Below are 19,999 nucleotides of genomic sequence, written 5' to 3' on the forward strand. Positions count from 1 at the left end.
CTTCCTCAGAGCGGGAGTTCGGTGGTTTCCTTGATCTCCTCCATCACGAAACTGGCCGAAACATCCGATAGCGGCACCCGGCGGATCAGGTCCTGATAGAGGCGATCATATCCCGCCATATCCCGAACGCGCGCCCGGATCAAATAATCCAGATCACCGGTCATTCGGTAGACGCCGAGGATTTCGGGCATGGCGGCGGTGGCGCGGGAGAACTTCTCAAGCCAGTCGGGCGCATGGGCGTTGGTGCGGACTTGGATAAAGACGCTAAGCCCAAGGCCGAGTTTCGCCGCGTCCAAGAGCGTGACCCGGTTCTTGATCACGCCGGCCTTTTCCAGCGCCCGGATGCGGCGCCAGCAGGCATTGCGCGACAGGTGGACCGCCGCGCCAAGCGCCTCAAGGGATTGGCTGGCGTCGCGTTGCAGTTCGACCAATATGCGGCGGTCTATCTCATCAAGTGTTGTCATGGTGCTAGTTTGGTGGGAAATTTGCTCACGCACAAGCGGTTGTCGGGCGTGATTTGAGACAACGTCACAAGCAGGCTCGGCTAGGGTGGGGGAAAGGCAGAGACAGGAGTTTCCCATGATCGCACGCATCTTCCTCGACCATCCCGCCAAGGTGGATGAGACGTTTCTGGAGCATATGGCCTTCGCGCTGAAGTTTTCGGGGCTGCTGTTTGCGGCAGCTGGCGCGGCGCTGGTGCATGCGCTGATCCCGTGCCTGTTCGAGAAGACGGCGAGTGGGATCATCGCGAAGCTTTACGCGCGGACGCATAATCGCGGGCAGTGAGGGCCAGCGCGGCTCCAGTTTCGCGATGAGGGCCGGCGCCTGCCCGCGGGTGGGCGATCTAAGGTGGCCTCGTGCCACTTTATGGCTCAGCAATGTTGTGCGTTCCGCGAGGTCACGCCCAGCCTAACCAAATCGCCTACCCGGTCGCACCGAAGGTGCGCCCCCTTTATAGCGGCACGCCTCCGGCGTGACGGGCGGGCAGGCGATGGCCCGGCGCCTACGGCTTGATTCCGGGCCGGGCGGCAAAAGCGAAAAAAGGCCGCATCGCTGCGGCCCTCTGTCATTCCACACATCCGACAGGCTTAGCCCGCCAGCGCCTTGTTCAGGTTCTCATCCACCTTCTCCAAGAACCCCATGGTCGTCAGCCAACCCTGATCCGGCCCCACCAGCAGGGCGAGGTCCTTGGTCATGAAACCCGATTCCACCGTATCCACCACGACCTTCTCCAGCGTCTCGGCGAAGTTGATCAGCGCGGTGTTCTCGTCCAGCTTGCCCCGGTGCTTCAACCCGCCGGTCCAAGCGTAGATCGAGGCGATGGAGTTGGTCGAGGTCTCCTCGCCCTTCTGGTGCTGGCGGTAATGGCGCGTGACGGTGCCATGGGCGGCCTCGGCCTCGACGATTTTGCCGTCCGGCGTCATCAGTTGCGAGGTCATCAGCCCCAGTGAGCCGAAACCCTGCGCCACGGTGTCCGACTGCACGTCGCCGTCGTAGTTCTTGCAGGCCCAGACATAGCCGCCCGACCATTTCATCGCCGAGGCGACCATGTCGTCGATCAGGCGGTGCTCGTACCAGATGTTCTTCTTCTTGAAGTCCTCGGCGAATTCCGCATCGAAAATCTCTTGGAACAGGTCTTTGAACCGCCCGTCATAGGCCTTCAGGATCGTGTTCTTGGTCGAGAGATAGACCGGCCAGCCACGGTTCAGACCGTAGTTGAAGGACGCGCGCGCGAAATCGCGGATCGAATCGTCGAGGTTGTACATCGCCATGGTGACGCCAGCCGACGGCGCGTCAAAGACCTCCTTCTCGATGGTCTCACCATCATCGCCGACGAATTTGATGGTCAGCTTGCCTTTGCCGGGGAAGCGGAAATCAGTGGCGCGGTATTGGTCGCCGAAGGCATGGCGGCCAACCACGATCGGTTGCGTCCAGCCCGGCACGAGGCGCGGCACGTTGCGGCAGATGATCGGTTCGCGGAAGATCACGCCGCCGAGGATGTTGCGGATGGTGCCGTTGGGGCTGCGGTACATGCGCTTGAGGCCGAACTCCTCAACCCGCGCCTCGTCAGGTGTGATCGTGGCGCATTTCACGCCGACGCCATGTTCGCGGATCGCATGGGCCGCGTCGACGGTGATCTGGTCGTCAGTCTCGTCCCGTACTTCGATGCCGAGGTCGTAATACTTCAGGTCAACGTCAAGATAGGGCGTGATTAACTTCTTTTTAATGAAATCCCAGATGATCCGGGTCATCTCATCGCCGTCGAGTTCGACGATGGGGTTTTCTACCTTGATCTTCGACATGACGAATTCCTCTGTTTAAGGGTGCGTTTGGCCGTGCTTTAGCCTATTCGGGGCCAAAGAGAAAGATCGTATACCATGGTATGCCGATGGTCGCGGTCAGGCGCCGACCCCGGCAAAAAAGCTGCCGATGCGGGCGCGGGCATAAGACCAAAGGGCAGGGGCGCCGATGGCGATCTTGCGGCCGACCTTCTCTTCGATCTGCGCTTCTGAGACGTTGTAATCGGTCCAGCTTCCGCCGCCGGAGGCGAGGTTCTGCATCGGCGGCTGGAACCGGTCGAGCGATTTGGCAAAGCGGGCAGAAGGGCTTTCGGCGGCCTCGAACTCTTCCCAAATACTGCGCAGGTCATCACGCAGATCGCCGGGCAGCAGGCCAAAGATGCGGTCGGCGGCGATTTGTTCCTGCGCTTCCATCTCTGCGGCGTCATAGTCGCCAAAGATCGGATTGTCGCCCGCGTCGATCTCGACAAGGTCGTGCAGGATCAGCATCTTGATGACGCGGTTGATGTCGACCTCTGGGCCTGCCTGATCGGCCAGCACCAGTGCATAGAGCGTTAGATGCCACGAATGTTCGGCAGAGTTTTCCGCCCGGCTGGCATCGCATAGGGTGGTGCCGCGCAGCACGGTTTTCAGCTTGTCGGCCTCGTTCAGAAAGGCGATCTGCTTGTCCAGCCGCTCTGTCATGCGCCGCCCTTACCGCGATGATCGCGCAGCTTGCGCGCCAGAAAGGCGCGGGCCTTGTCGTTCGCCATCCGGGTGCGAACGGCGGTGAGAAAGGCTTCTTCCAGTGTTTGCGACGAGGCGCCCAGCACCTCGCCGACTTCCATGAACAAGCGGTCTTCGCCCGTCTCGGCCTGTACGGCGAGACATTCCTCGGCCAATTTATTGGCCAGTTGGGTGACGACCGCGTCCGCCATCAGCGTGTGGATTCCGTCAGGCGGCGTTTGACATAGTCGCTGGTCGAGGTGATCAGCGTGTCCATATGCGGCTCTTCAAAGAAATGCCCGGCGCCTTCGATCTCTTGATGGGTGATCGTGATGCCCTTTTGCTCGTGCAGCTTGCTGACGAGGTTCGTGGTATCGGCGGGCGGCGCCACGCGGTCGGCGGTGCCGTTGATCACCAGACCCGAGGCCGGGCAGGGCGCGAGGAAGGAAAAGTCGTACATATTCGCAGGCGGAGAGACCGAGATGAAGCCCGTAATCTCAGGCCGGCGCATCAGCAGTTGCATCCCGATCCATGCGCCAAAGGAGAAACCCGCAACCCAGCAATGCTTGGAGTTGTTGTTCATCGATTGCAGGTAGTCGAGCGCCGAGGCCGCATCGGACAATTCGCCGATGCCCTGGTCGTACTCACCCTGACTGCGGCCCACGCCGCGGAAGTTGAACCGCAACACGGTGAAACCCATGTTGTAGAACGCATAGTGCAGGTTATAGACGACCTTGTGATTCATCGTCCCGCCGAACTGCGGATGCGGATGGAGCACGATGGCAATCGGGGCGTCACGTTCTTTTTGGGGGTGGTAGCGGCCTTCAAGGCGGCCTTCGGGTCCGGGAAAAATAACCTCGGGCATGGGTATCCCTGTCTAGGGGTTCAAAGATCGCCGCGAATAGTTGACGAATTCGCTAGGCCACCTTAGAACGGTTCTAATCTGGTTCCGCGCAGTGTCGCGTGGATCAGTCTTTGGACTTAGGCATTTAAGCCGCCCACGTCAATCAAATGGCGCGGCGGGTGAGGGTGAGACGATGAAGCTATCTACCAAAGGGCGCTACGCGATGGTCGCTTTGGCCGATATTGCCCTGCAACCCGACGGCACCTTGGTGTCTCTGGGCGACATTGCCGAGCGGCAGTCGGTCTCTTTGCCCTATCTGGAGCAGTTGTTCGTCAAGCTGCGCCGGGCCGAATTGGTGACCTCTGTCCGGGGTCCGGGCGGCGGGTATCGTTTGGCGCGTCCGGCGGCGGATATTCGCGTGGTCGATGTGCTGGCGGCGGTGGATGAGACGGTGGATGCGATGCACAAGGGGGCGGGCGCCTCGGGCGGTTTGTCGGGCAGCCGGGCGCAATCGCTGACCAACCGGCTCTGGCAGGGGCTGAGCGCGCATGTTTATGTTTTCCTGCACCAGACGCGCCTTTCGGATGTGGTTGAGAATGAGCTGGCCCCCTGTCCGGCGGTGCCGACCCTCTTTGCCGTGGTGGATGAGTCATGAGGGTGGTTTTGGGCAACGGGGGCGCTTTGGCGGCTGTGGTCTGTGCAGGTGGTGATGTGGAATTTCGGGGGCGCTGCCCCCGGACCCCCGCGGTATTTGGAAAAGGATGAAGGATGCGGGTCTACCTTGACCATAACGCGACCACGCCGCTGCGGGCGGAGGCGCGCGCGGCGATGATTGCGGCGATGGACCTGCCCGGCAACCCATCTTCGGTCCATGCCGAGGGGCGTGCGGCCAAGGCCGTGGTCGAGCGCGCGCGGGTGCAGGTGGCGGGGCTTGTGGGCTGTGATCCGGTCGATGTGATCTTTACCTCCGGTGCGACCGAGGCGGCGGCGCTTGCGGCTGCGATGGGGGCGCGGGTTGTGACCTCAGCGGTGGAACATGACGCGGTTCTGTCTTGGGGGCAGGCGGCGCGTTTGGGCGTCGACGCGGAGGGTGTTTGGGACGGTGACCTGACCGCTGCGGCGGGGGCCGATGTTGTGGCCCTACAGGCCGCGAACAGCGAGACGGGTGTGTTGCAGCAGACCATGCCTTTGGCGCAGCAATGTTGGGCGATGGAGCGCACGCCCTATGTGCTGGTCGATGCGGTCCAGGCGCTCGGCAAGACCCGGTTCAAAATGGCGACCTCGGGCGCGGATTTCATCCTTGTCTCGGCGCATAAGCTGGGCGGGCCCAAGGGGATCGGCGCCTTGATCGTCAAACGCGGCATTGATCTGGCCGAACATGCGCTGCTGCGCGGCGGCGGGCAGGAGATGGGCCGCCGTTCGGGAACCGAGAATATCCCCGCCATTGCAGGGTTCGGCGCGGCGGCTGAGGCGGCGGCGGCCGATCTGGCTGCGGGGCGTTGGGAAGAGGTGGCAGAACAGCGTGATTTGCTGGAAGCGACCCTTGCGGATGCCACAAGTCTGACTATTTTTGTAGGGAAAGGCGCTCAGCGCCTGCCCAACACCTCTTGTATCATCACGCCCGGCTGGAAGGGCGAGACCCAAGTGATGCAGATGGACCTTGCCGGTTTTGCCATTTCGGCGGGGTCGGCCTGTTCCAGCGGCAAGGTGCGCGCCAGTGCCGTATTGCGCGCCATGGGCTTTGATGAAACACAGGCCGCCAGCGCGATCCGGGTGTCGCTGGGCCTCGACACCACCCGGGAAGATATCCTGCGGTTCGCCACGAGCTGGACCGCCAAATTGAAAAAGCACGAAACGCGGGCCGCCTGAGCGCCGCCACGGAAAGGAACTGAAACCTTGGAAAATATGACCCTGAAAGAGAATGATGGCGTCAAGGAAGGCGTTGACCAGGAAACCGTGGATGCCGTGCGCGAAGTCGGCGGCAAGTATAAATACGGCTGGTCCACTGACATCGAGATGGAATACGCGCCCAAAGGGCTGACGCCGGAGATCGTGAAGCTGATCTCGGAGAAGAACGGCGAGCCTGAGTGGATGACCGAATGGCGGCTTGAAGCTTACAACCGTTGGCTCAGCAAGGAAGAGCCGGATTGGGCGATGGTGGATTATCCTGAAATCGACTTTCAGGAACAATATTACTATGCCCGTCCGAAGAGCATGGCCGAGAAGCCCAAGTCGCTCGACGAGGTCGATCCGAAGCTGCTGGCGACCTATGAGAAGCTCGGCATCCCGCTGAAGGAGCAGATGATCCTTGCCGGTGTCGAAGGCGCCGAGGATGCGCCTGCCGAGGGCCGCAAGGTGGCGGTGGACGCGGTGTTCGATTCAGTCTCCGTTGGCACAACCTTCCAGGAAGAGTTGAAGAAGGCCGGCGTGATCTTCTGCTCGATTTCCGAGGCGATCCGCGAATACCCTGATCTGGTGAAGAAGTACCTCGGCTCGGTCGTACCGGTGTCGGACAACTTCTACGCGACGCTGAACTCCGCCGTCTTCTCCGACGGGTCCTTCGTCTATGTCCCGCCGGGCGTGCGCTGCCCGATGGAACTGTCGACCTATTTCCGCATCAACGCCGAGAACACCGGCCAGTTCGAACGCACGCTGATCATCGCCGACAAGGGCTCTTACGTGAGCTACCTCGAAGGTTGCACCGCGCCGCAGCGCGACGAGAGTCAGTTGCACGCCGCCGTGGTCGAGATCATCGTCGAGGAAGACGCGGAAGTGAAATACTCCACCGTCCAGAACTGGTACCCCGGTGACGAGGACGGCAAGGGCGGTATCTACAACTTCGTGACTAAGCGCGCCGATTGCCGCGGCGACCGCGCGAAGGTGATGTGGACGCAGGTCGAGACCGGCTCGGCCGTGACTTGGAAATACCCGTCCTGCATCCTGCGCGGCGACGACAGCCAGGGCGAGTTCTACTCTATCGCCATCGCCAACAACATGCAGCAGGCCGACACCGGCACCAAGATGGTGCATCTCGGCAAGCGCACCAAGTCGCGGATTGTGTCCAAGGGCATCTCGGCCGGCAAGGCACAGAACACCTACCGTGGCCTCGTCTCGATGCACCCCAAGGCCAAGGAATCGCGCAACTATACCCAGTGTGACAGCCTGTTGATCGGCTCGGAATGCGGGGCGCATACAGTGCCCTATATCGAGGTGAAGAACAACTCGAGCCGCGTTGAGCACGAGGCGACCACCTCCAAGGTGGACGACGACCAGATGTTCTATTGCCGCTCGCGCGGCATGGACGAGGAAGAGGCCGTGGCGCTGGTGGTCAACGGTTTCTGCAAGGACGTGCTGCAAGCGCTGCCGATGGAGTTCGCCATGGAAGCCCAGGCGTTGGTCGCGATCTCGCTGGAAGGTTCCGTCGGCTGATGAGCCTTGACGCGGCGCATACCCCCCTCCGCCTGCATTGGTGGAAGGCGCAGCCGAATTTCGGCGATGCGCTGAGCCCGCTGATCTTGAGCCATGTCTCGGGGCGGCGGGTGGAGCATGCGTCGGTCGGTGAGGCGGATGTCTTTGGTCTCGGCTCGCTTTTGCAGATCGTGCGGCGGAACTACGACACGGCGCGTGCGGGAGCCAAGCCGGTGATCTGGGGCAGCGGGTTGCTGCGTCCCGCCGGGGGCCGTGCGTTCTTGAAGAACATCGAGATTGCCCTGCTGCGCGGGCCGGTGACGGCGGCGCTATTGGGGGTCGAGACCGAGGCTTTCGGTGATCCGGGGCTTTTGGTGAACGAGGTGCTGCCCGGCGAGGGATCACGCGGCGACAAGATCGGCATCGTGCCGCATCACACGCTGGCGGACGATCCCGACCTGCTGGACCTCGTCGCCTCCGACAGCGCCTATGTGCTGATCGACCCGCGCGATCCGGTGGAGCAGGTCTGTGCCGCCATCGCGGCCTGCGCCCATGTCTTTGCCTCGTCGCTGCACGGGCTGATCACGGCGGATGCTTACGGCGTGGCCAACACTTGGGTGGCGCCCGAGGGGCAGGGGCGGCTGAAGTTTCACGACTACGCCGCCTCCGTGGGGCGCGACATGCGCGCGCCGATTGCCTTGGCCGATATTCCGGCGGCACCCAAACCCGACGCGCCGCTGACCTACCAAGACGGCATCAATGCCTGCCGCGCCGCGCTGAAAGACAGCTTTCCCGCCGCGCTCTGCGCCCGTCAGGGGGCGGCATGAACTTTAACACGCAGGGGCAAGCCCCTGAGACAACATTGAAATAGCATGAATTGCGGCGCAAGGCGCGCCAGAAGGAGACCGAAATGCTGAGCATCAAGAACCTGCAGGTGAAACTGGAAGAAGAGGACAAGCAGATCCTCAAGGGCGTCGATCTGGAAGTCGAGGCCGGCAAGGTGCACGCCATCATGGGCCCGAACGGCTCGGGCAAGTCCACGCTGAGCTACGTGCTCTCGGGCAAGGACGGCTACGAGGTCACCGACGGCTCCGCCACACTCGAAGGCGAAGACATCCTCGAACTGGAACCCGAAGAGCGCGCCGCGGCGGGCCTCTTCCTCGCCTTCCAGTACCCGGTGGAAATCCCCGGCGTCGGCAACATGACCTTCCTGCGCACCGCCGTGAACGCACAGCGCAAGGCGCGCGGCGAAGAGGAAATCTCCGCCGCCGACTTCCTCAAGGAAATCCGCGCCAAGGCGAAGGATCTGAAGATCGACGCCGACATGCTGAAGCGCCCCGTCAACATGGGCTTCTCCGGCGGTGAGAAAAAGCGCAACGAAATCCTGCAGATGGCCATGCTTGAGCCCAAGATGTGCATCCTCGACGAGACCGACTCGGGTCTCGACGTCGACGCGATGAAACTGGTGGCCGAAGGCGTGAACGCCCTGCGCACCGAGGGCCGTGGTTTCCTCGTCATCACCCACTACCAGCGTCTTCTGGACCACATCAAACCCGACGTCGTGCACATCATGCATGATGGCCGCATCATCAAGACCGGTGGGCCTGAGCTCGCGCTCGAAGTCGAGAACAACGGTTACGCAGACATCCTTGCTGAGGTGGCATAATGGCCGAAGCACAACTGAAAGAGACACCGACCGAGGCGATGATCGCACGTCACAGCCTACCGCAGGGTGGCTGGAGCCATGCGGCGCGCGAGGATGCGCTGGCGCGGGTCCGCGCCATGGGCCTGCCGCAGCGCCGGGATGAATATTGGAAGTTCACCCGCCCCGACACGCTGACCCAGCCCGAGGCGCAGCCCGCCGCGATCTTCGATCACGGCGATGCGCCGCTGTTCGACGGCACCGAGCGTCTGCGCATCGTCTTCGTCGATGGCGTGTTCGATGCCGACGCCTCAGATGACCTCACGCTCGAAGGCATCAGCATCGAACGGTTGGCCGCGGCGGACAGCGACCTGCATTGGGCGCGCGACCTCTACGGCACGCTGGAAAAGAACGGCCAGACCCCGGTGCAGCGCCCGCTCGCGGCGCTGAACACCGCCTTTGCGACGGATGGCGTCCTGATCCACGTCACCGGCACGCCGAGCAAGCCGATCAATCTGGTTTATACCCATAAATCAGAGACTTCTGACGCGATGTTGCACCATGTGGTAAAGCTCGACAAAGGCGCCGAAGTCACGCTTTTGGAGAACGGCCCCGCAGCTGCGCGCTTCAACACCGTGATGGAGGTTGAGGTGGCCGACACTGCGCGCTTCCACCATGTGCGCGCACAGGGCCGTGACCACGAGCGCCGTGCCGCGACCCATGTCTTTACCCGTTTGGGCACCGAGTCGCTGTTCAAGAGCTTCACCGTTACCGTGAACGGCGCGCTGACGCGCAACGAATGCGTGATCGAACTCACTGGCGACGATGCCTCGGCTCATGTCGCGGGCGCCTGCGTCGGCGATGGTGATTTCCACCATGACGACACGGTCTTCATCACCCATGATGCCGAGAACTGCGAAAGCCGTCAGGTGTTCAAAAAGGTGCTGCGCAACGGCGCGACCGGCGTGTTCCAGGGCAAGATTCTCGTCAAGGAGGGCGCGCAGAAGACCGATGGCTACCAGATCAGCCAGTCGCTGCTGCTGGATGGCGACAGCCAGTTCCTCGCCAAGCCAGAGCTTGAGATTTACGCCGACGATGTGGCCTGTTCGCATGGCTCGACCTCCGGAGCGATCGACGAGGAGGCGCTGTTTTACCTGCGCGCCCGCGGGGTGTCCCATGCCGAGGCGACCGACCTGCTGACGCTCGCCTTCTTCGCCGAAGCGGTGGAGGAGATCGAGGCCGAGGAACTGCGGGAGGAAATCACCGGGCGTCTCAGCTCGTGGTTGGAGCGTCGTAGCGCCTGATGGCTGTCACCAGCGATATCGTTGCGACCTACCGCGGCCCCGGCAAAGTGATGTCGGGGCTGCTTGCGCAGGGACGCAATGAGGTGCGCGTGCTGATGTTCGCGCTGATGGCGGGGCTGCTGATCTTCGTGGCCCTGTCGCCGTATCAAGCCCGCGCCGCGCATCTCGATCCGGACGGGCCGCTCGCGGTGCGCCAGTATTGGAGTGCGTTTTTCTGGATCTTCGTGATGCCCTTGCTGCTCTATGGCTTGGCCGCGATGGTCTGGGGGATCAGCCGGATCGCGGGCCAACGGCTCAGCGGTTATGCGGTGCGGCTGACCTTGGTTTGGTCGCTCCTTGCCTCTGCACCGATCCTTTTGTTGCTGGGCCTCGCGCTTGGGTTCATCGGGCCGGGCCTACAGGCGCAGATTGTCGGGGTGATCTGGTTGGCCGTGTTCTTTTGGTTCTGGATCGCGGGCCTTGTCGCCGCGCAGCGGGGCTGAGATGAGCGGCGTCTTGATCCAGCTTGCGCAGACCACCCTGCGCCGCCCCCGCGCGGCAGCGCGCCAGATTGCGGAACTGCCTTTAGGCAATGATGTCATCTGGACGTCCCTTGCCTTGGTGGCCGCGCTGAACGCGCTCGTCATCTCTGCCACCTTCGTGATCGCGCCGCCCGCCATGGCGCTGCCGAGCTATTTCCAATCGCCGCTTGTGCTCTTCGCGCTGCTGGCCGGGTTGATGGTGCTCTATGTGCATGCGCTGACTTGGGTTGGCCGGGCACTGGGCGGGCAGGGCGCGGTGACGCCGCTTCTGGCTGCCGTCGTATGGCTTCAGGCGCTTCGCCTCTGCGCGCAACTGGGCATCTTGCTGCTGACCTTGGCGCTGCCGCCGGTGGCGCTGCTGGCCTCTTTCGTCGCTACATTTTGGGGTCTTTGGATCCTTTTGAATTTCGTGGCCGAACTCTTGCATCTGCCGGGGCTGTTCCACGCCGCTGCAGTGCTCGCGGGCGCCGCGCTTGGGGTCTTGCTGGGGTTGGGCCTTTTGCTGTCTTTGATCGGGCTGACCGCCCAGGGAGTTTAAGTCATGTTCGACGTTGAAGCCGTCCGGGCGCAGTTTCCGATCCTTGATCGCGAGGTGAACGGCAAGCCGCTGGTCTACCTCGACAATGGCGCTTCGGCCCAGAAGCCGCAGGTGGTGATCGACGCGATTACCCAAGCCTATGCGAATGAATATTCCAACGTTCACAGAGGTTTGCACTATCTTTCTAATCTAGCGACCGACAAATACGAAAGCGTGCGCGGCACCGTGGCGCGCTTCCTCAACGCCGGGTCGGAAGATGAGATTGTGCTCAACACCGGGGCGACCATGGGGATCAACACCGTGGCCTATGGTTGGGCCATGCCGCGCATGCAGGCGGGCGATGAGATCGTCCTGTCGGTGATGGAGCATCACGCCAATATCGTGCCATGGCATTTCCTGCGCGAACGGCAGGGCGTGGTGCTGAAATGGGTCGATGTGGACGCCACCGGCGCGCTTGACCCGCAGGCGGTGATCGATGCCATCGGGCCCAAGACCAAGCTTGTTGCAATATCCCACCTTTCCAACGTCTTGGGCACGAAAGTTGATGTGAAACCCATCACCGAAGCCGCCCATGAGAAGGGCGTTCCGGTCTTGGTCGATGGCTCGCAGGCGGCGGTGCATATGCCGGTCGACGTGCAGGACCTCGGCTGTGATTTCTATGCCGTCACGGGACATAAACTCTACGGCCCCTCCGGTTCGGGCGCGATCTATATCAAGTCCGAGCGCATGGCCGAAATGCGCCCCTTCATCGGCGGCGGTGACATGATCCGCGAAGTCAGCGAGGACGCGGTGAGCTACAATGACCCGCCAATGATGTTCGAAGCCGGCACCCCTGGAATCGTCGGCACCATCGGCTTGGGCGTGGCGCTGGAGTTCATGATGGATCTGGGGATGGAGAATATCGCCGCCCATGAGGACGATCTGCGCGACTACGCGGTCTCGCGGCTCGGCGGTTTGAATTGGCTCAACCTGCAAGGCACGACGCCGGACAAAGCGGCGATCTTCAGCTTCACGCTGGACGGCGCCGCCCATGCGCATGACATCTCGACCGTGCTCGACAAGAAAGGCGTGGCCGTGCGGGCGGGGCACCATTGCGCAGCACCGCTGATGACACATCTCGGCGTTTCGGCCACCTGCCGCGCGTCCTTTGGCATGTATAACACCCGGGCCGAGGTCGACACATTGGTCGATGCCCTCGAATTGGCGCATGATCTTTTCGCCTAAGGTGAATTTCGCCGCCCTTGCCCCCGGATTTCCCATTGCAGGGGCGGCGCGCTCTGGCTATACCGCCCCTCAGTGGACCCTTAGCTCAGCTGGATAGAGCGCTGCCCTCCGAAGGCAGAGGCCAGAGGTTCGAATCCTCTAGGGTCCGCCATTTTTCCCATATGAATGTCGTTTGTCGCGTTGGGGGCTGTGCCTTCGCCTGCGGGGGGCTTTGCCGTGGGCTCGCCAAGCGTTTGGATTATACTCCGTATCTAAAAACTCTATCCGTCTCCGCCCCGGTTTATACAGCCCAGCGAGCTGATATCTTCTGCCCAACAGTAATATCCCTGCAGAAGGACAGACGAAATGAAAGCCATCGGCTATAACACCACCGGCCCGGCAGAGGTTTTGGAGATGCTCGAAATTGAGCGTCCCACACCCGGACCACATGATCTTTTGGTGGAGGTGAAGGGCATCTCGGTCAATCCGGTGGATGTGAAGCTGCGCGCGCTTTCGGGGCCTGAGGATGGCCCGAAAGTCTTGGGCTTTGATGCCGCGGGCGTGGTCGTGGAACTGGGCACAGAGGTAACCGATTTCGCGGTGGGTGATGAGGTGTTCTATGCCGGGGACGTGACCCGCGCGGGGACCAATGCCGCCTTCCACACGGTCGATTCCCGGATCGTCGGGCGAAAGCCTGAAACCCTTGATTTCGTGGAGGCCGCCGGTCTGCCGCTGACCGCGATCACGGCTTGGGAGATGCTGTTCGATTCCTTCCGGCTGGCCGAGAGCGCTGGCGAGGGGGAGGCGATTTTGGTCATCGGCGGGGCCGGGGGCGTGGGGTCGATCCTTATTCAACTGGCCAAGGCCCTGACCGGTTTGACCGTGATCGCGACCGCCTCGCGGCCAGAGACCCAAGATTGGGTGCGCAAGATGGGGGCGGATCATGTGGTGGACCACCGGGGCGATCTGGTGGCGCAGCTTGCCGCGCTCGACCTCACGCCAAGCTATGTCGCTGCGCTGACGGCCACCGATACGCATTGGCCCGCCATCATCCAAGCCATCGCGCCGCGCGGGCAGATCGCGCTGATCGACGACCCTGAGACGCTGGATATGAAAGCGGCGAAACCGAAAGCCCTAAGCGTGCATTGGGAGTTCATGTTCACACGCTCGATGTTCCAGACCGCGGACATGACTGCGCAGCGCGACGTGTTGAACCGGGTGTCGCAGATGATCGACGCAGGCATTTTGCGCTCTACCGTGACGGAACATGCGGGCGTGATAAATGTGGAAAACCTTCGCGCGGCCCATGAGCGTCAGGAAAGCGGGCGGGTGATCGGAAAGCAGGTTCTGGGCGGGTGGTGATCGCGCAGAGCCGCTTCCCATCCGCAGAGACAGAGCAAGGAGAGACAGATGACCAAGACGATCCTCATCACCGGCGCGACCGACGGTATCGGTCTGTTGACCGCCAAAAAGCTCAGCGCGCAGGGGCATAGCGTTTTGCTGCACGGGCGCAGTGCCGAGAAACTCAGCGCCGCCGCAGCGGAGGTGGGCGGCAATCCCCAGACCTACCGCGCGGACCTGTCGCGGCTGGAAGAGGTCGTGACGCTAGCAGAGGCGCTGCGCATCGATCACAGCCAGATCGACGTGGTGATCAACAATGCCGGTGTCTTGAAACTGCCTGAGCCGCGCACCGACGCCGGGTTGGACGCGCGTTTCGTGGTCAACACGCTGGCGCCCTATCTGCTGGTTCAACTGTTGCTGCCGGTGCTTCCGAAGGCGGGCAGGGTGGTGAACCTCTCCTCCGCCGCGCAGGCGCCGGTGGAGGTGGCCGCGCTTAGGGGCGATGTGGCGCTTGACGATATGGCGGCCTATGCGCAGAGCAAATTGGCGATCACGATCTGGACCCAAGAGATGGCCCGCGCGCATCAAGACGGGCCGCTCTTTATCGCGGTGAACCCCGGCTCTCTCTTGGCGTCGAAGATGGTGAAGGAAGGCTTTGGCGTCGCCGGGAACGACCTGAGCATCGGGGCCGACATCCTTGCCCGCGCCGCGCTTTCGGATGAGTTTGCAGGGGCCTCCGGCGCCTATTTCGACAATGACATGGGCGGGTTCAATGAGCCGCATAGCGCGGCAAAAGACCCCGATCATGTGGCCGCCGTCATGGCCGCGATCCAAGAATTGGTGAGCGGGAACCGGGCGGAGTAGCGCCGGAAAACGTCGTTTCAGACTTACACCTGCCCGTATAGAAAAGAAAAAGCCCCGCCGAGCGATGCTGGCGGGGCTTTTCGATCTTGTCAGGCGACCTTAGCGGCGGCGGCGCCCACCTGAGCGGCCCGCGCGGCCGCGGCCCTCTTGACCCGCTTTGGGCGCGCTTTTGTTGAACTCAATCCAAGCGCTGCCGTGAGGGTCACGGTCAAAGAGGAAGTTGGCGGCGCGGATGGCCTCCATCTCCTTGCCCGGGCGGGGTTTGGTCGAGCCGAGGTTGAAGAGCGTCGCAAAGGTCTCATCATCCATGTCTTCGGGCAGGATGATCCCCGCGGCGGCAATCTCAGCCCGCTTTTCGGCGATTTTGGTGGCGTTCAGCGGCACGGCCACCGGGTTCATGATCGCACTCGTCATGCCCGCACCCATCGCCATGGGCAAGAAGGCGTTGTTGATGCCATGACGGTTGGGCAGCCCGAAGGAGATGTTGGAGGCGCCGCAGGTGGTGTTCACGCCCAACTCTTCGCGCAAACGGCGGACGAGGGTAAAGACCTGATGGCCCGCCGTCGCCATGGCGCCAATCGGCATGACCAGCGGGTCGACGACGATGTCATGGGCGGGAATGCCAAAATCGGCGGCGCGTTCGACGATCTTTTTCGCCACGGCAAAGCGGACATCCGGGTCCTCGGAGATCCCTGTGTCGTCATTGGAGATTGCCACGACAGGCACGTTGTATTTCTTGACCAGTGGCAGCACGACCTCCAGCCGCTCTTCTTCGCCGGTGACGGAGTTCAGCAGCGGGCGACCTTCGCAGGCCTCAAGCCCCGCCTCAAGCGCGCCGGGGACCGAACTGTCGATGCAGATCGGCACGTCGACGGCGTTTTGCACGACCTTGATCAGCTCCGGCATCAGCATCGGCTCGACAAAGTTGTTGTCGGCATAGCGCGGGTCTTCGGCCATTTTGTTGGAGAAGACCGCGCCTGAGTTCACATCGAGCACCGTGGCGCCTGCGGCGACCTGCGCGATGGCATCCGCCTCGACCCGCGAAAAATCGCCTTGCTCCAGCTCTTGGCTGAGGATCTTGCGGCCCGTGGGGTTGATCCGCTCTCCGATCACGCAAAACGGCTCGTCAAAGCCGATGACGGCGGTCTTGGTCTTGGATTCGATGACGGTTCTGGTCATGTAACTTCCTTCAGGCTGCGTCGGCGGGCACCCCAGAGGCGCCGCCATTCTCTTGGACCCATGTGGCGCTGGTCTTGATCCCGCCCAGCGGGAAAAGATGCACATGGGTGATGTTGAAATCCGGGTGGGCCGCTTTGTGGGCGGCCAAGTCGCTGATCACATCTGTCGGCTCGTAGGGCAACAGCAGCTTGGTGACATCCATCGCCCGCTTTTGCAGCACCTTGAGCGAGGGGCCAACACCGCAGGCGATGGCGAATTTGATCAGCGTTTGCAGTTTGGCGGGGCCCGCGATGCCGATGTGGATCGGCAGGGTGATACCAGCGGCCTTAAGACTGTCAGCCCATTCGATAATCGGCTGCGCGTCAAAGGCGAATTGCGTGGCAATGGCCATTTCGGCATCGGTGCGGATCTGGAAATCATTCTTCCATTTCAGCGCTGCATCGACGTTGAGGCGGCCCCCGTCAGCGTCGATATCGCGGTTGCCCTCGGGGTGGCCGGCAACATGCAGGCGGGTAAAGCCTGCCTTGTCGAACAGCCCCGTTTCCATCAACTGCATCGAGTCGCTGAAATCCCCTGCCGGGGTGGTGACACCGCCCGCCAGGAGCAGCGCTTGGCGCACATCGGCCTCGCCCTGATAACGGGCGATCCAATCGGCCAGCGTGGCGCGGTCTTTGATGATGCGGGCCGGGAAATGCGGCATGACCTTGAAGCCATCCGCGTTCAACCGCGCGGCGGTGGCGACCATGTCTTCGATCGGGGTGCCGTCGATATGGGCGATATAGACACGGGTGCCCTCTGGCAGCAGGGCGCGGAAATCCTCGACCTTTTCGGCGGTGCGGGGCATCACCTCGATCGAGTAATCTTTCAACAGCGCCTCGACTTCGGCCACCGGCGCCTGCGGGGCCGGTGTTTCCTTTTTGCGGAAGTTCAAAAGTGCCATGAGCGTGTCCTTGATCATAGGGCTGGCAAGCTATGCCCAGCCGTCGTTGTCAATCAGTTGCTTAATCCGGTCGCGGTCGTATTCCGCGTCGATGCGGGCGGCTTCGGCATCGGCGATGCTGTCGGGATCACCCTCGACCTCAAAAGGCTCCGCCTTGCGCCATTCCGCCAAATAGGCGTCGGAATCTCCGGCGCCGATCTTCATCGCCGCGCGGTCGATGGCCTGCTCAAAGCGTTCGGGCAGGGGGCGTTTTGACCCGCGACGGCCCTTGCCGACGATCACCTGAGCGGGAATGTCGCGCCAGTAAACGATGGTGACTGCGGGCATGGGACGATTCCTCCGGTTTAAACCTGTCTAACGAGCGTCGCGGTCAGGACAGGGCCGTTTTTCGACAAAACACGACCCATCCGCGACTTGAGAGAGGTGATAGCGCATTGGCCCTGCCATCACGAGGGGGCGGCGCCCCCATTATTCTCAAGATGATTGTGAGGTGGCCCTGATGGCGGGGCGAGGGCGCCCCGCGGACGCCGCGGAAATTGGCCCAAGGCACCGCGACCACTTGCACCGGCAGGGCGCAGGGAATACCTTAGGGGCAACTCGATATGAAAGGCGCGTAACCATGGCGCCACAGCGTCCCAAAGGTGCGGGTGCGCTCGACAAAGACATTCCGGCTCTGAGCCCCGCGCCAGTTCCGCCCAGATCTAATGAGCTATATGCGGCCCTAGATCTGGGTACAAATAGCTGCCGCATGTTGATCGCACAGCCTCGGGGCAGCGGTTTCCATGTGGTGGACAGTTTTTCGAAATCGGTGCAATTGGGTGCCGGTTTGGAAAAGACCGGGCGGCTCTCGCGCGGATCGATGGCGCGCACCATTCAGGCATTGCGCATCTGTCAGCAAAAATTACGGCGCAACAAGGTGCAGAACATGCGTCTTGTCGCGACCGAAGCCTGCCGCCGTGCGCAGAACGGGGCGGAGTTCATGCGCCGTATCCAGCGCGAGACCGGTCTCAAGCTCGACATTATTCGCCCTGAGGAAGAAGCCCAGCTTGCCGTGATCTCCTGCGCGCCGCTGGTCAGTCGCAAGACGGAAAACCTGCTGGTGGTGGACATCGGCGGCGGCTCGACGGAGTTGGTCTGGATCGATATTTCCAAGGTTCCGCGGGCCGACCGCGCACGCTCGATCATGCGGCTTCAGGGCGGGTTCTATCAGGCGAAATCCGACGTGCCAGCCGCGCGGGTGGTCGACTGGATCAGCGTGCCGCTAGGCGTCGCGACGCTCCGCGACCAATTTTCGGATGTCGAAGACGACGCCGCGCGTTTCGCTTTGATGAGCTGGTTTTTCGAAGAAAACCTCACCGATTTCACGCCCTATCAGACGATCCAGTCGCAAAAGCGGTTCCAGATCGTCGGCACCTCGGGCACCGTGACCACCGTCGCGGCGAGCCACCTGAACCTGAAACGCTATGACCGGACAAAGGTCGATGGCCTCAGCATGACCAGCGCCCAGATCGACAAGGTGATCCACTCCTATATCGCCATGGGGCCGGGTGGGCGACGCGCGGATCCGCGCATTGGCCAAGACCGCGCCGCACTGATCATGTCGGGCGCTGCGATCCTGCAAGCCCTAATGCGCTGCTGGCCGACCGACAGGCTGTCAGTTGCGGATCGCGGTCTGCGCGAAGGCCTGCTATATGCACAGATGAGCGCCGATGGCGTATTAGAAGAAGGGGTCTTTTGATGGCCAAGACACCGGACGGAAAGAACACCTCGGGGCGCGGTCAGCGTGACCTCAAGGTCAAGGTGAAATCCGCACGCGGGCGCAAGCTCAGTTCCACCCGTTGGTTGCAGCGGCAGTTGAACGATCCTTATGTCAAACGCGCGCAGGCCGAAGGCTATCGCGGGCGGGCGGCTTATAAGATCATGGAGTTGGACGATAAATATCGTTTCCTCGTCCCCGGTGCGCGGGTGGTGGACCTTGGCGCCGCGCCGGGCGGTTGGTGTCAGGTCGCCGTCAAGCGCTGCAACGTATTGGGCGAAAAGAAGGGCAAAGCGCAGGGCACCATTCTGGGCGTCGACCTGCAAGAGATGGAGCCGATTGCGGGCTGCGAGTTGCACCAGCTCGACTTCATGGAGGACGACGCTGACCTCAAGGTCAAGGAATGGCTCGGCGGCAAGGCGGATGTGGTGATGTCGGATATGGCCGCGGCCTCATCGGGGCATAAACAGACCGACCATTTGCGCATCATCGCGCTTTGCGAGGCGGCGGCCTATTTCGCTTTCGATGTGTTGGAAGAGGGCGGCACATTCGTGGCCAAGGTGCTGGCAGGCGGCGCGGAAGGTGAGTTGCAAAAGCTGCTCAAGCGCCGTTTTGCCAAGGTCGCCAATATCAAACCACCTGCAAGCCGCCCGGATTCGTCGGAAAAATTCGTGGTGGCCACAGGGTTTAAGGGCGAAGAGGGTTAAGCCGCCATCGCCGTTCATGGGGCGTAAACCAGTCAAACGTTAGGGTGTAGCTCTCCCGCGGTATATGTGCCGCCTACCTCATGAGGGCTCCCGATGCTACGACACCTGCCACTTGTATCGCTCATCTTCATCCTGTGTTCCGGGCTCAAGGTTTCCGCCTCCGAAGTGCCTTGGGCGGTGAACGATTACATCGACCGCGAATTGCTGTCTTGGGTCAATGATGCCCGCATTGTCGATGCGATTGCACAGCAGAACGCGCGGCACCGCGAAATGAATGCGCTGGCGGTCACGCCGGCGGCAGTCACCGGGCCGGGCGCCGGGGTGCCCCAGCCGAAAGCCCCGATTGCTGCCGCCTTTCTCCAAACGCAGATCGCCCGGGCCGAGGGTCAGATTGCCGGGGTGACTTTGCTGGATGCCTTTGGGCTGACCGTGGTCTCCAGCGGCAGCGCCTCAGTCTATTTCAAGGGCGGCAAGCCCAAGAACAGCAACCGTTTTTCGCCGCCCTCGGGAATTTTTGTGATTGATCAGGTGGCCGTTGACGAGAGGTCGAAGGCCCATCAAAGCCGCGTCTCGATGCCGATCACGGAGCCGTCGAACGGCGCAATTATCGGGGTGATTACAGTTGAGTTGGAAGCGGCGGCTTTCTTCTGAGGCTGCCCTCGCAGACCGGCCCCGGCAGGCGGGGCCGGTCTGTTGCTCACCCCTAAGCGGGGTCGGGACTATCAAATATCCCCGAACAATCCTTCA

Annotated in this window: 23 protein-coding genes and 1 tRNA gene; 16 read left to right on the forward strand and 8 right to left on the reverse strand. The window is 62.2% G+C overall.

The window, feature by feature from the left end; all coding sequences use genetic code 11:
* Positions 1-5 precede the first annotated feature (5 nt).
* Positions 6-464: an Lrp/AsnC family transcriptional regulator gene (locus HKX24_RS13695; protein WP_271693721.1), complete on the reverse strand. Its 459-nt coding sequence runs from the start codon at positions 462-464 to the stop codon at positions 6-8.
* Between the two features lie 115 nt (positions 465-579).
* Between HKX24_RS13695 and HKX24_RS13700 the strand changes: the two genes are divergently transcribed.
* A complete protein-coding gene (locus HKX24_RS13700) occupies positions 580-786 on the forward strand; it encodes a DUF6356 family protein (protein WP_067262973.1) in 207 nt (68 codons plus the stop codon).
* A gap of 302 nt (positions 787-1,088) precedes the next feature.
* Here HKX24_RS13700 and HKX24_RS13705 read toward each other — a convergent pair whose 3' ends face one another.
* The 4 genes from HKX24_RS13705 to HKX24_RS13720 all read right to left on the reverse strand — a co-directional run bounded on the left by HKX24_RS13705 (position 1,089) and on the right by HKX24_RS13720 (position 3,870).
* Positions 1,089-2,303, reverse strand: coding sequence for an NADP-dependent isocitrate dehydrogenase (locus HKX24_RS13705; protein ID WP_271693722.1), 1,215 nt, complete (start codon positions 2,301-2,303; stop codon positions 1,089-1,091).
* Between the two features lie 96 nt (positions 2,304-2,399).
* Positions 2,400-2,984: an HD domain-containing protein gene (locus HKX24_RS13710; protein WP_271693723.1), complete on the reverse strand. Its 585-nt coding sequence runs from the start codon at positions 2,982-2,984 to the stop codon at positions 2,400-2,402.
* Positions 2,981-3,217 (reverse strand): hypothetical protein, encoded by a 237-nt coding sequence (locus HKX24_RS13715; RefSeq protein WP_209218794.1) that lies wholly within the window; start codon positions 3,215-3,217, stop codon positions 2,981-2,983. The genes HKX24_RS13710 and HKX24_RS13715 overlap by 4 nt, the downstream gene beginning before the upstream one ends.
* Positions 3,217-3,870 (reverse strand): alpha/beta hydrolase, encoded by a 654-nt coding sequence (locus HKX24_RS13720; protein ID WP_067262961.1) that lies wholly within the window; start codon positions 3,868-3,870, stop codon positions 3,217-3,219. The genes HKX24_RS13715 and HKX24_RS13720 overlap by 1 nt, the downstream gene beginning before the upstream one ends.
* Before the next feature lie 172 nt (positions 3,871-4,042).
* Between HKX24_RS13720 and HKX24_RS13725 the strand changes: the two genes are divergently transcribed.
* The 12 genes from HKX24_RS13725 (at position 4,043) to HKX24_RS13780 (ending at position 14,670) form a co-directional block, all read left to right on the forward strand.
* Positions 4,043-4,504 carry an Rrf2 family transcriptional regulator gene (locus HKX24_RS13725; RefSeq protein WP_209218792.1) on the forward strand — a complete coding sequence of 154 codons (462 nt, stop codon included), beginning with the start codon at positions 4,043-4,045 and terminating at the stop codon, positions 4,502-4,504.
* 113 nt (positions 4,505-4,617) lie between these two features.
* The gene (locus HKX24_RS13730; RefSeq protein ID WP_271693724.1) at positions 4,618-5,718 is read left to right on the forward strand and encodes an aminotransferase class V-fold PLP-dependent enzyme; all 1,101 of its coding nucleotides are present in this window, start codon (positions 4,618-4,620) and stop codon (positions 5,716-5,718) included.
* Positions 5,719-5,754: 36 nt separating this feature from the next.
* On the forward strand, positions 5,755-7,278 hold the full coding sequence (gene sufB / locus HKX24_RS13735) for a Fe-S cluster assembly protein SufB (RefSeq protein WP_209218955.1): 1,524 nt from the start codon (positions 5,755-5,757) through the stop codon (positions 7,276-7,278).
* Positions 7,278-8,084: a polysaccharide pyruvyl transferase family protein gene (locus HKX24_RS13740; protein WP_271693725.1), complete on the forward strand. Its 807-nt coding sequence runs from the start codon at positions 7,278-7,280 to the stop codon at positions 8,082-8,084. Before sufB ends, HKX24_RS13740 begins: the two co-directional genes overlap by 1 nt.
* A gap of 83 nt (positions 8,085-8,167) precedes the next feature.
* The gene (sufC, locus tag HKX24_RS13745) at positions 8,168-8,923 is read left to right on the forward strand and encodes a Fe-S cluster assembly ATPase SufC (RefSeq protein WP_271693726.1); all 756 of its coding nucleotides are present in this window, start codon (positions 8,168-8,170) and stop codon (positions 8,921-8,923) included.
* On the forward strand, positions 8,923-10,203 hold the full coding sequence (sufD, locus tag HKX24_RS13750) for a Fe-S cluster assembly protein SufD (RefSeq protein WP_276154058.1): 1,281 nt from the start codon (positions 8,923-8,925) through the stop codon (positions 10,201-10,203). Before sufC ends, sufD begins: the two co-directional genes overlap by 1 nt.
* On the forward strand, positions 10,203-10,685 hold the full coding sequence (locus HKX24_RS13755) for a YIP1 family protein (protein WP_271693728.1): 483 nt from the start codon (positions 10,203-10,205) through the stop codon (positions 10,683-10,685). The genes sufD and HKX24_RS13755 overlap by 1 nt, the downstream gene beginning before the upstream one ends.
* A 1-nt stretch (position 10,686) precedes the next feature.
* Entirely contained in the window at positions 10,687-11,262 is a 576-nt protein-coding gene (locus tag HKX24_RS13760; protein WP_271693729.1) for a YIP1 family protein, read from the forward strand.
* 3 nt (positions 11,263-11,265) lie between these two features.
* A complete protein-coding gene (locus HKX24_RS13765; protein WP_271693730.1) occupies positions 11,266-12,486 on the forward strand; it encodes a cysteine desulfurase in 1,221 nt (406 codons plus the stop codon).
* Between the two features lie 74 nt (positions 12,487-12,560).
* A tRNA-Arg gene (locus tag HKX24_RS13770) sits at positions 12,561-12,637 on the forward strand.
* A gap of 194 nt (positions 12,638-12,831) precedes the next feature.
* A complete protein-coding gene (locus tag HKX24_RS13775) occupies positions 12,832-13,827 on the forward strand; it encodes a zinc-binding alcohol dehydrogenase family protein (RefSeq protein ID WP_276154059.1) in 996 nt (331 codons plus the stop codon).
* Between the two features lie 48 nt (positions 13,828-13,875).
* Entirely contained in the window at positions 13,876-14,670 is a 795-nt protein-coding gene (locus HKX24_RS13780) for an SDR family NAD(P)-dependent oxidoreductase (RefSeq protein WP_271693732.1), read from the forward strand.
* A gap of 99 nt (positions 14,671-14,769) precedes the next feature.
* Here the strand turns inward: HKX24_RS13780 and HKX24_RS13785 are convergent, their stop codons facing one another.
* From HKX24_RS13785 to HKX24_RS13795, 3 genes are read right to left on the reverse strand one after another with little or no spacing between them, the layout of a single operon-like run.
* Positions 14,770-15,849 carry a methyltetrahydrofolate cobalamin methyltransferase gene (locus HKX24_RS13785; RefSeq protein WP_271693733.1) on the reverse strand — a complete coding sequence of 360 codons (1,080 nt, stop codon included), beginning with the start codon at positions 15,847-15,849 and terminating at the stop codon, positions 14,770-14,772.
* 10 nt (positions 15,850-15,859) lie between these two features.
* Positions 15,860-16,789, reverse strand: coding sequence for a methylenetetrahydrofolate reductase (locus HKX24_RS13790; protein WP_276154060.1), 930 nt, complete (start codon positions 16,787-16,789; stop codon positions 15,860-15,862).
* A 30-nt stretch (positions 16,790-16,819) separates the two neighbouring features.
* Positions 16,820-17,116, reverse strand: a complete 297-nt coding sequence (locus tag HKX24_RS13795) for a virulence factor (protein WP_271693736.1) — start codon at positions 17,114-17,116, stop codon at positions 16,820-16,822.
* Between the two features lie 292 nt (positions 17,117-17,408).
* Between HKX24_RS13795 and HKX24_RS13800 the strand changes: the two genes are divergently transcribed.
* From HKX24_RS13800 to HKX24_RS13810, 3 genes are all read left to right on the forward strand, one after another.
* Positions 17,409-18,527, forward strand: a complete 1,119-nt coding sequence (locus tag HKX24_RS13800) for a Ppx/GppA phosphatase family protein (RefSeq protein WP_067266266.1) — start codon at positions 17,409-17,411, stop codon at positions 18,525-18,527.
* A complete protein-coding gene (locus tag HKX24_RS13805; protein ID WP_168613015.1) occupies positions 18,527-19,252 on the forward strand; it encodes an RlmE family RNA methyltransferase in 726 nt (241 codons plus the stop codon). The genes HKX24_RS13800 and HKX24_RS13805 overlap by 1 nt, the downstream gene beginning before the upstream one ends.
* A 93-nt stretch (positions 19,253-19,345) precedes the next feature.
* Positions 19,346-19,903, forward strand: coding sequence for a hypothetical protein (locus tag HKX24_RS13810; RefSeq protein ID WP_271693738.1), 558 nt, complete (start codon positions 19,346-19,348; stop codon positions 19,901-19,903).
* Positions 19,904-19,999: the final 96 nt, after the last annotated feature.

Source organism: Sulfitobacter sp. M85 (assembly GCF_029285915.1).
Classification (GTDB): domain Bacteria; phylum Pseudomonadota; class Alphaproteobacteria; order Rhodobacterales; family Rhodobacteraceae; genus Sulfitobacter; species Sulfitobacter faviae.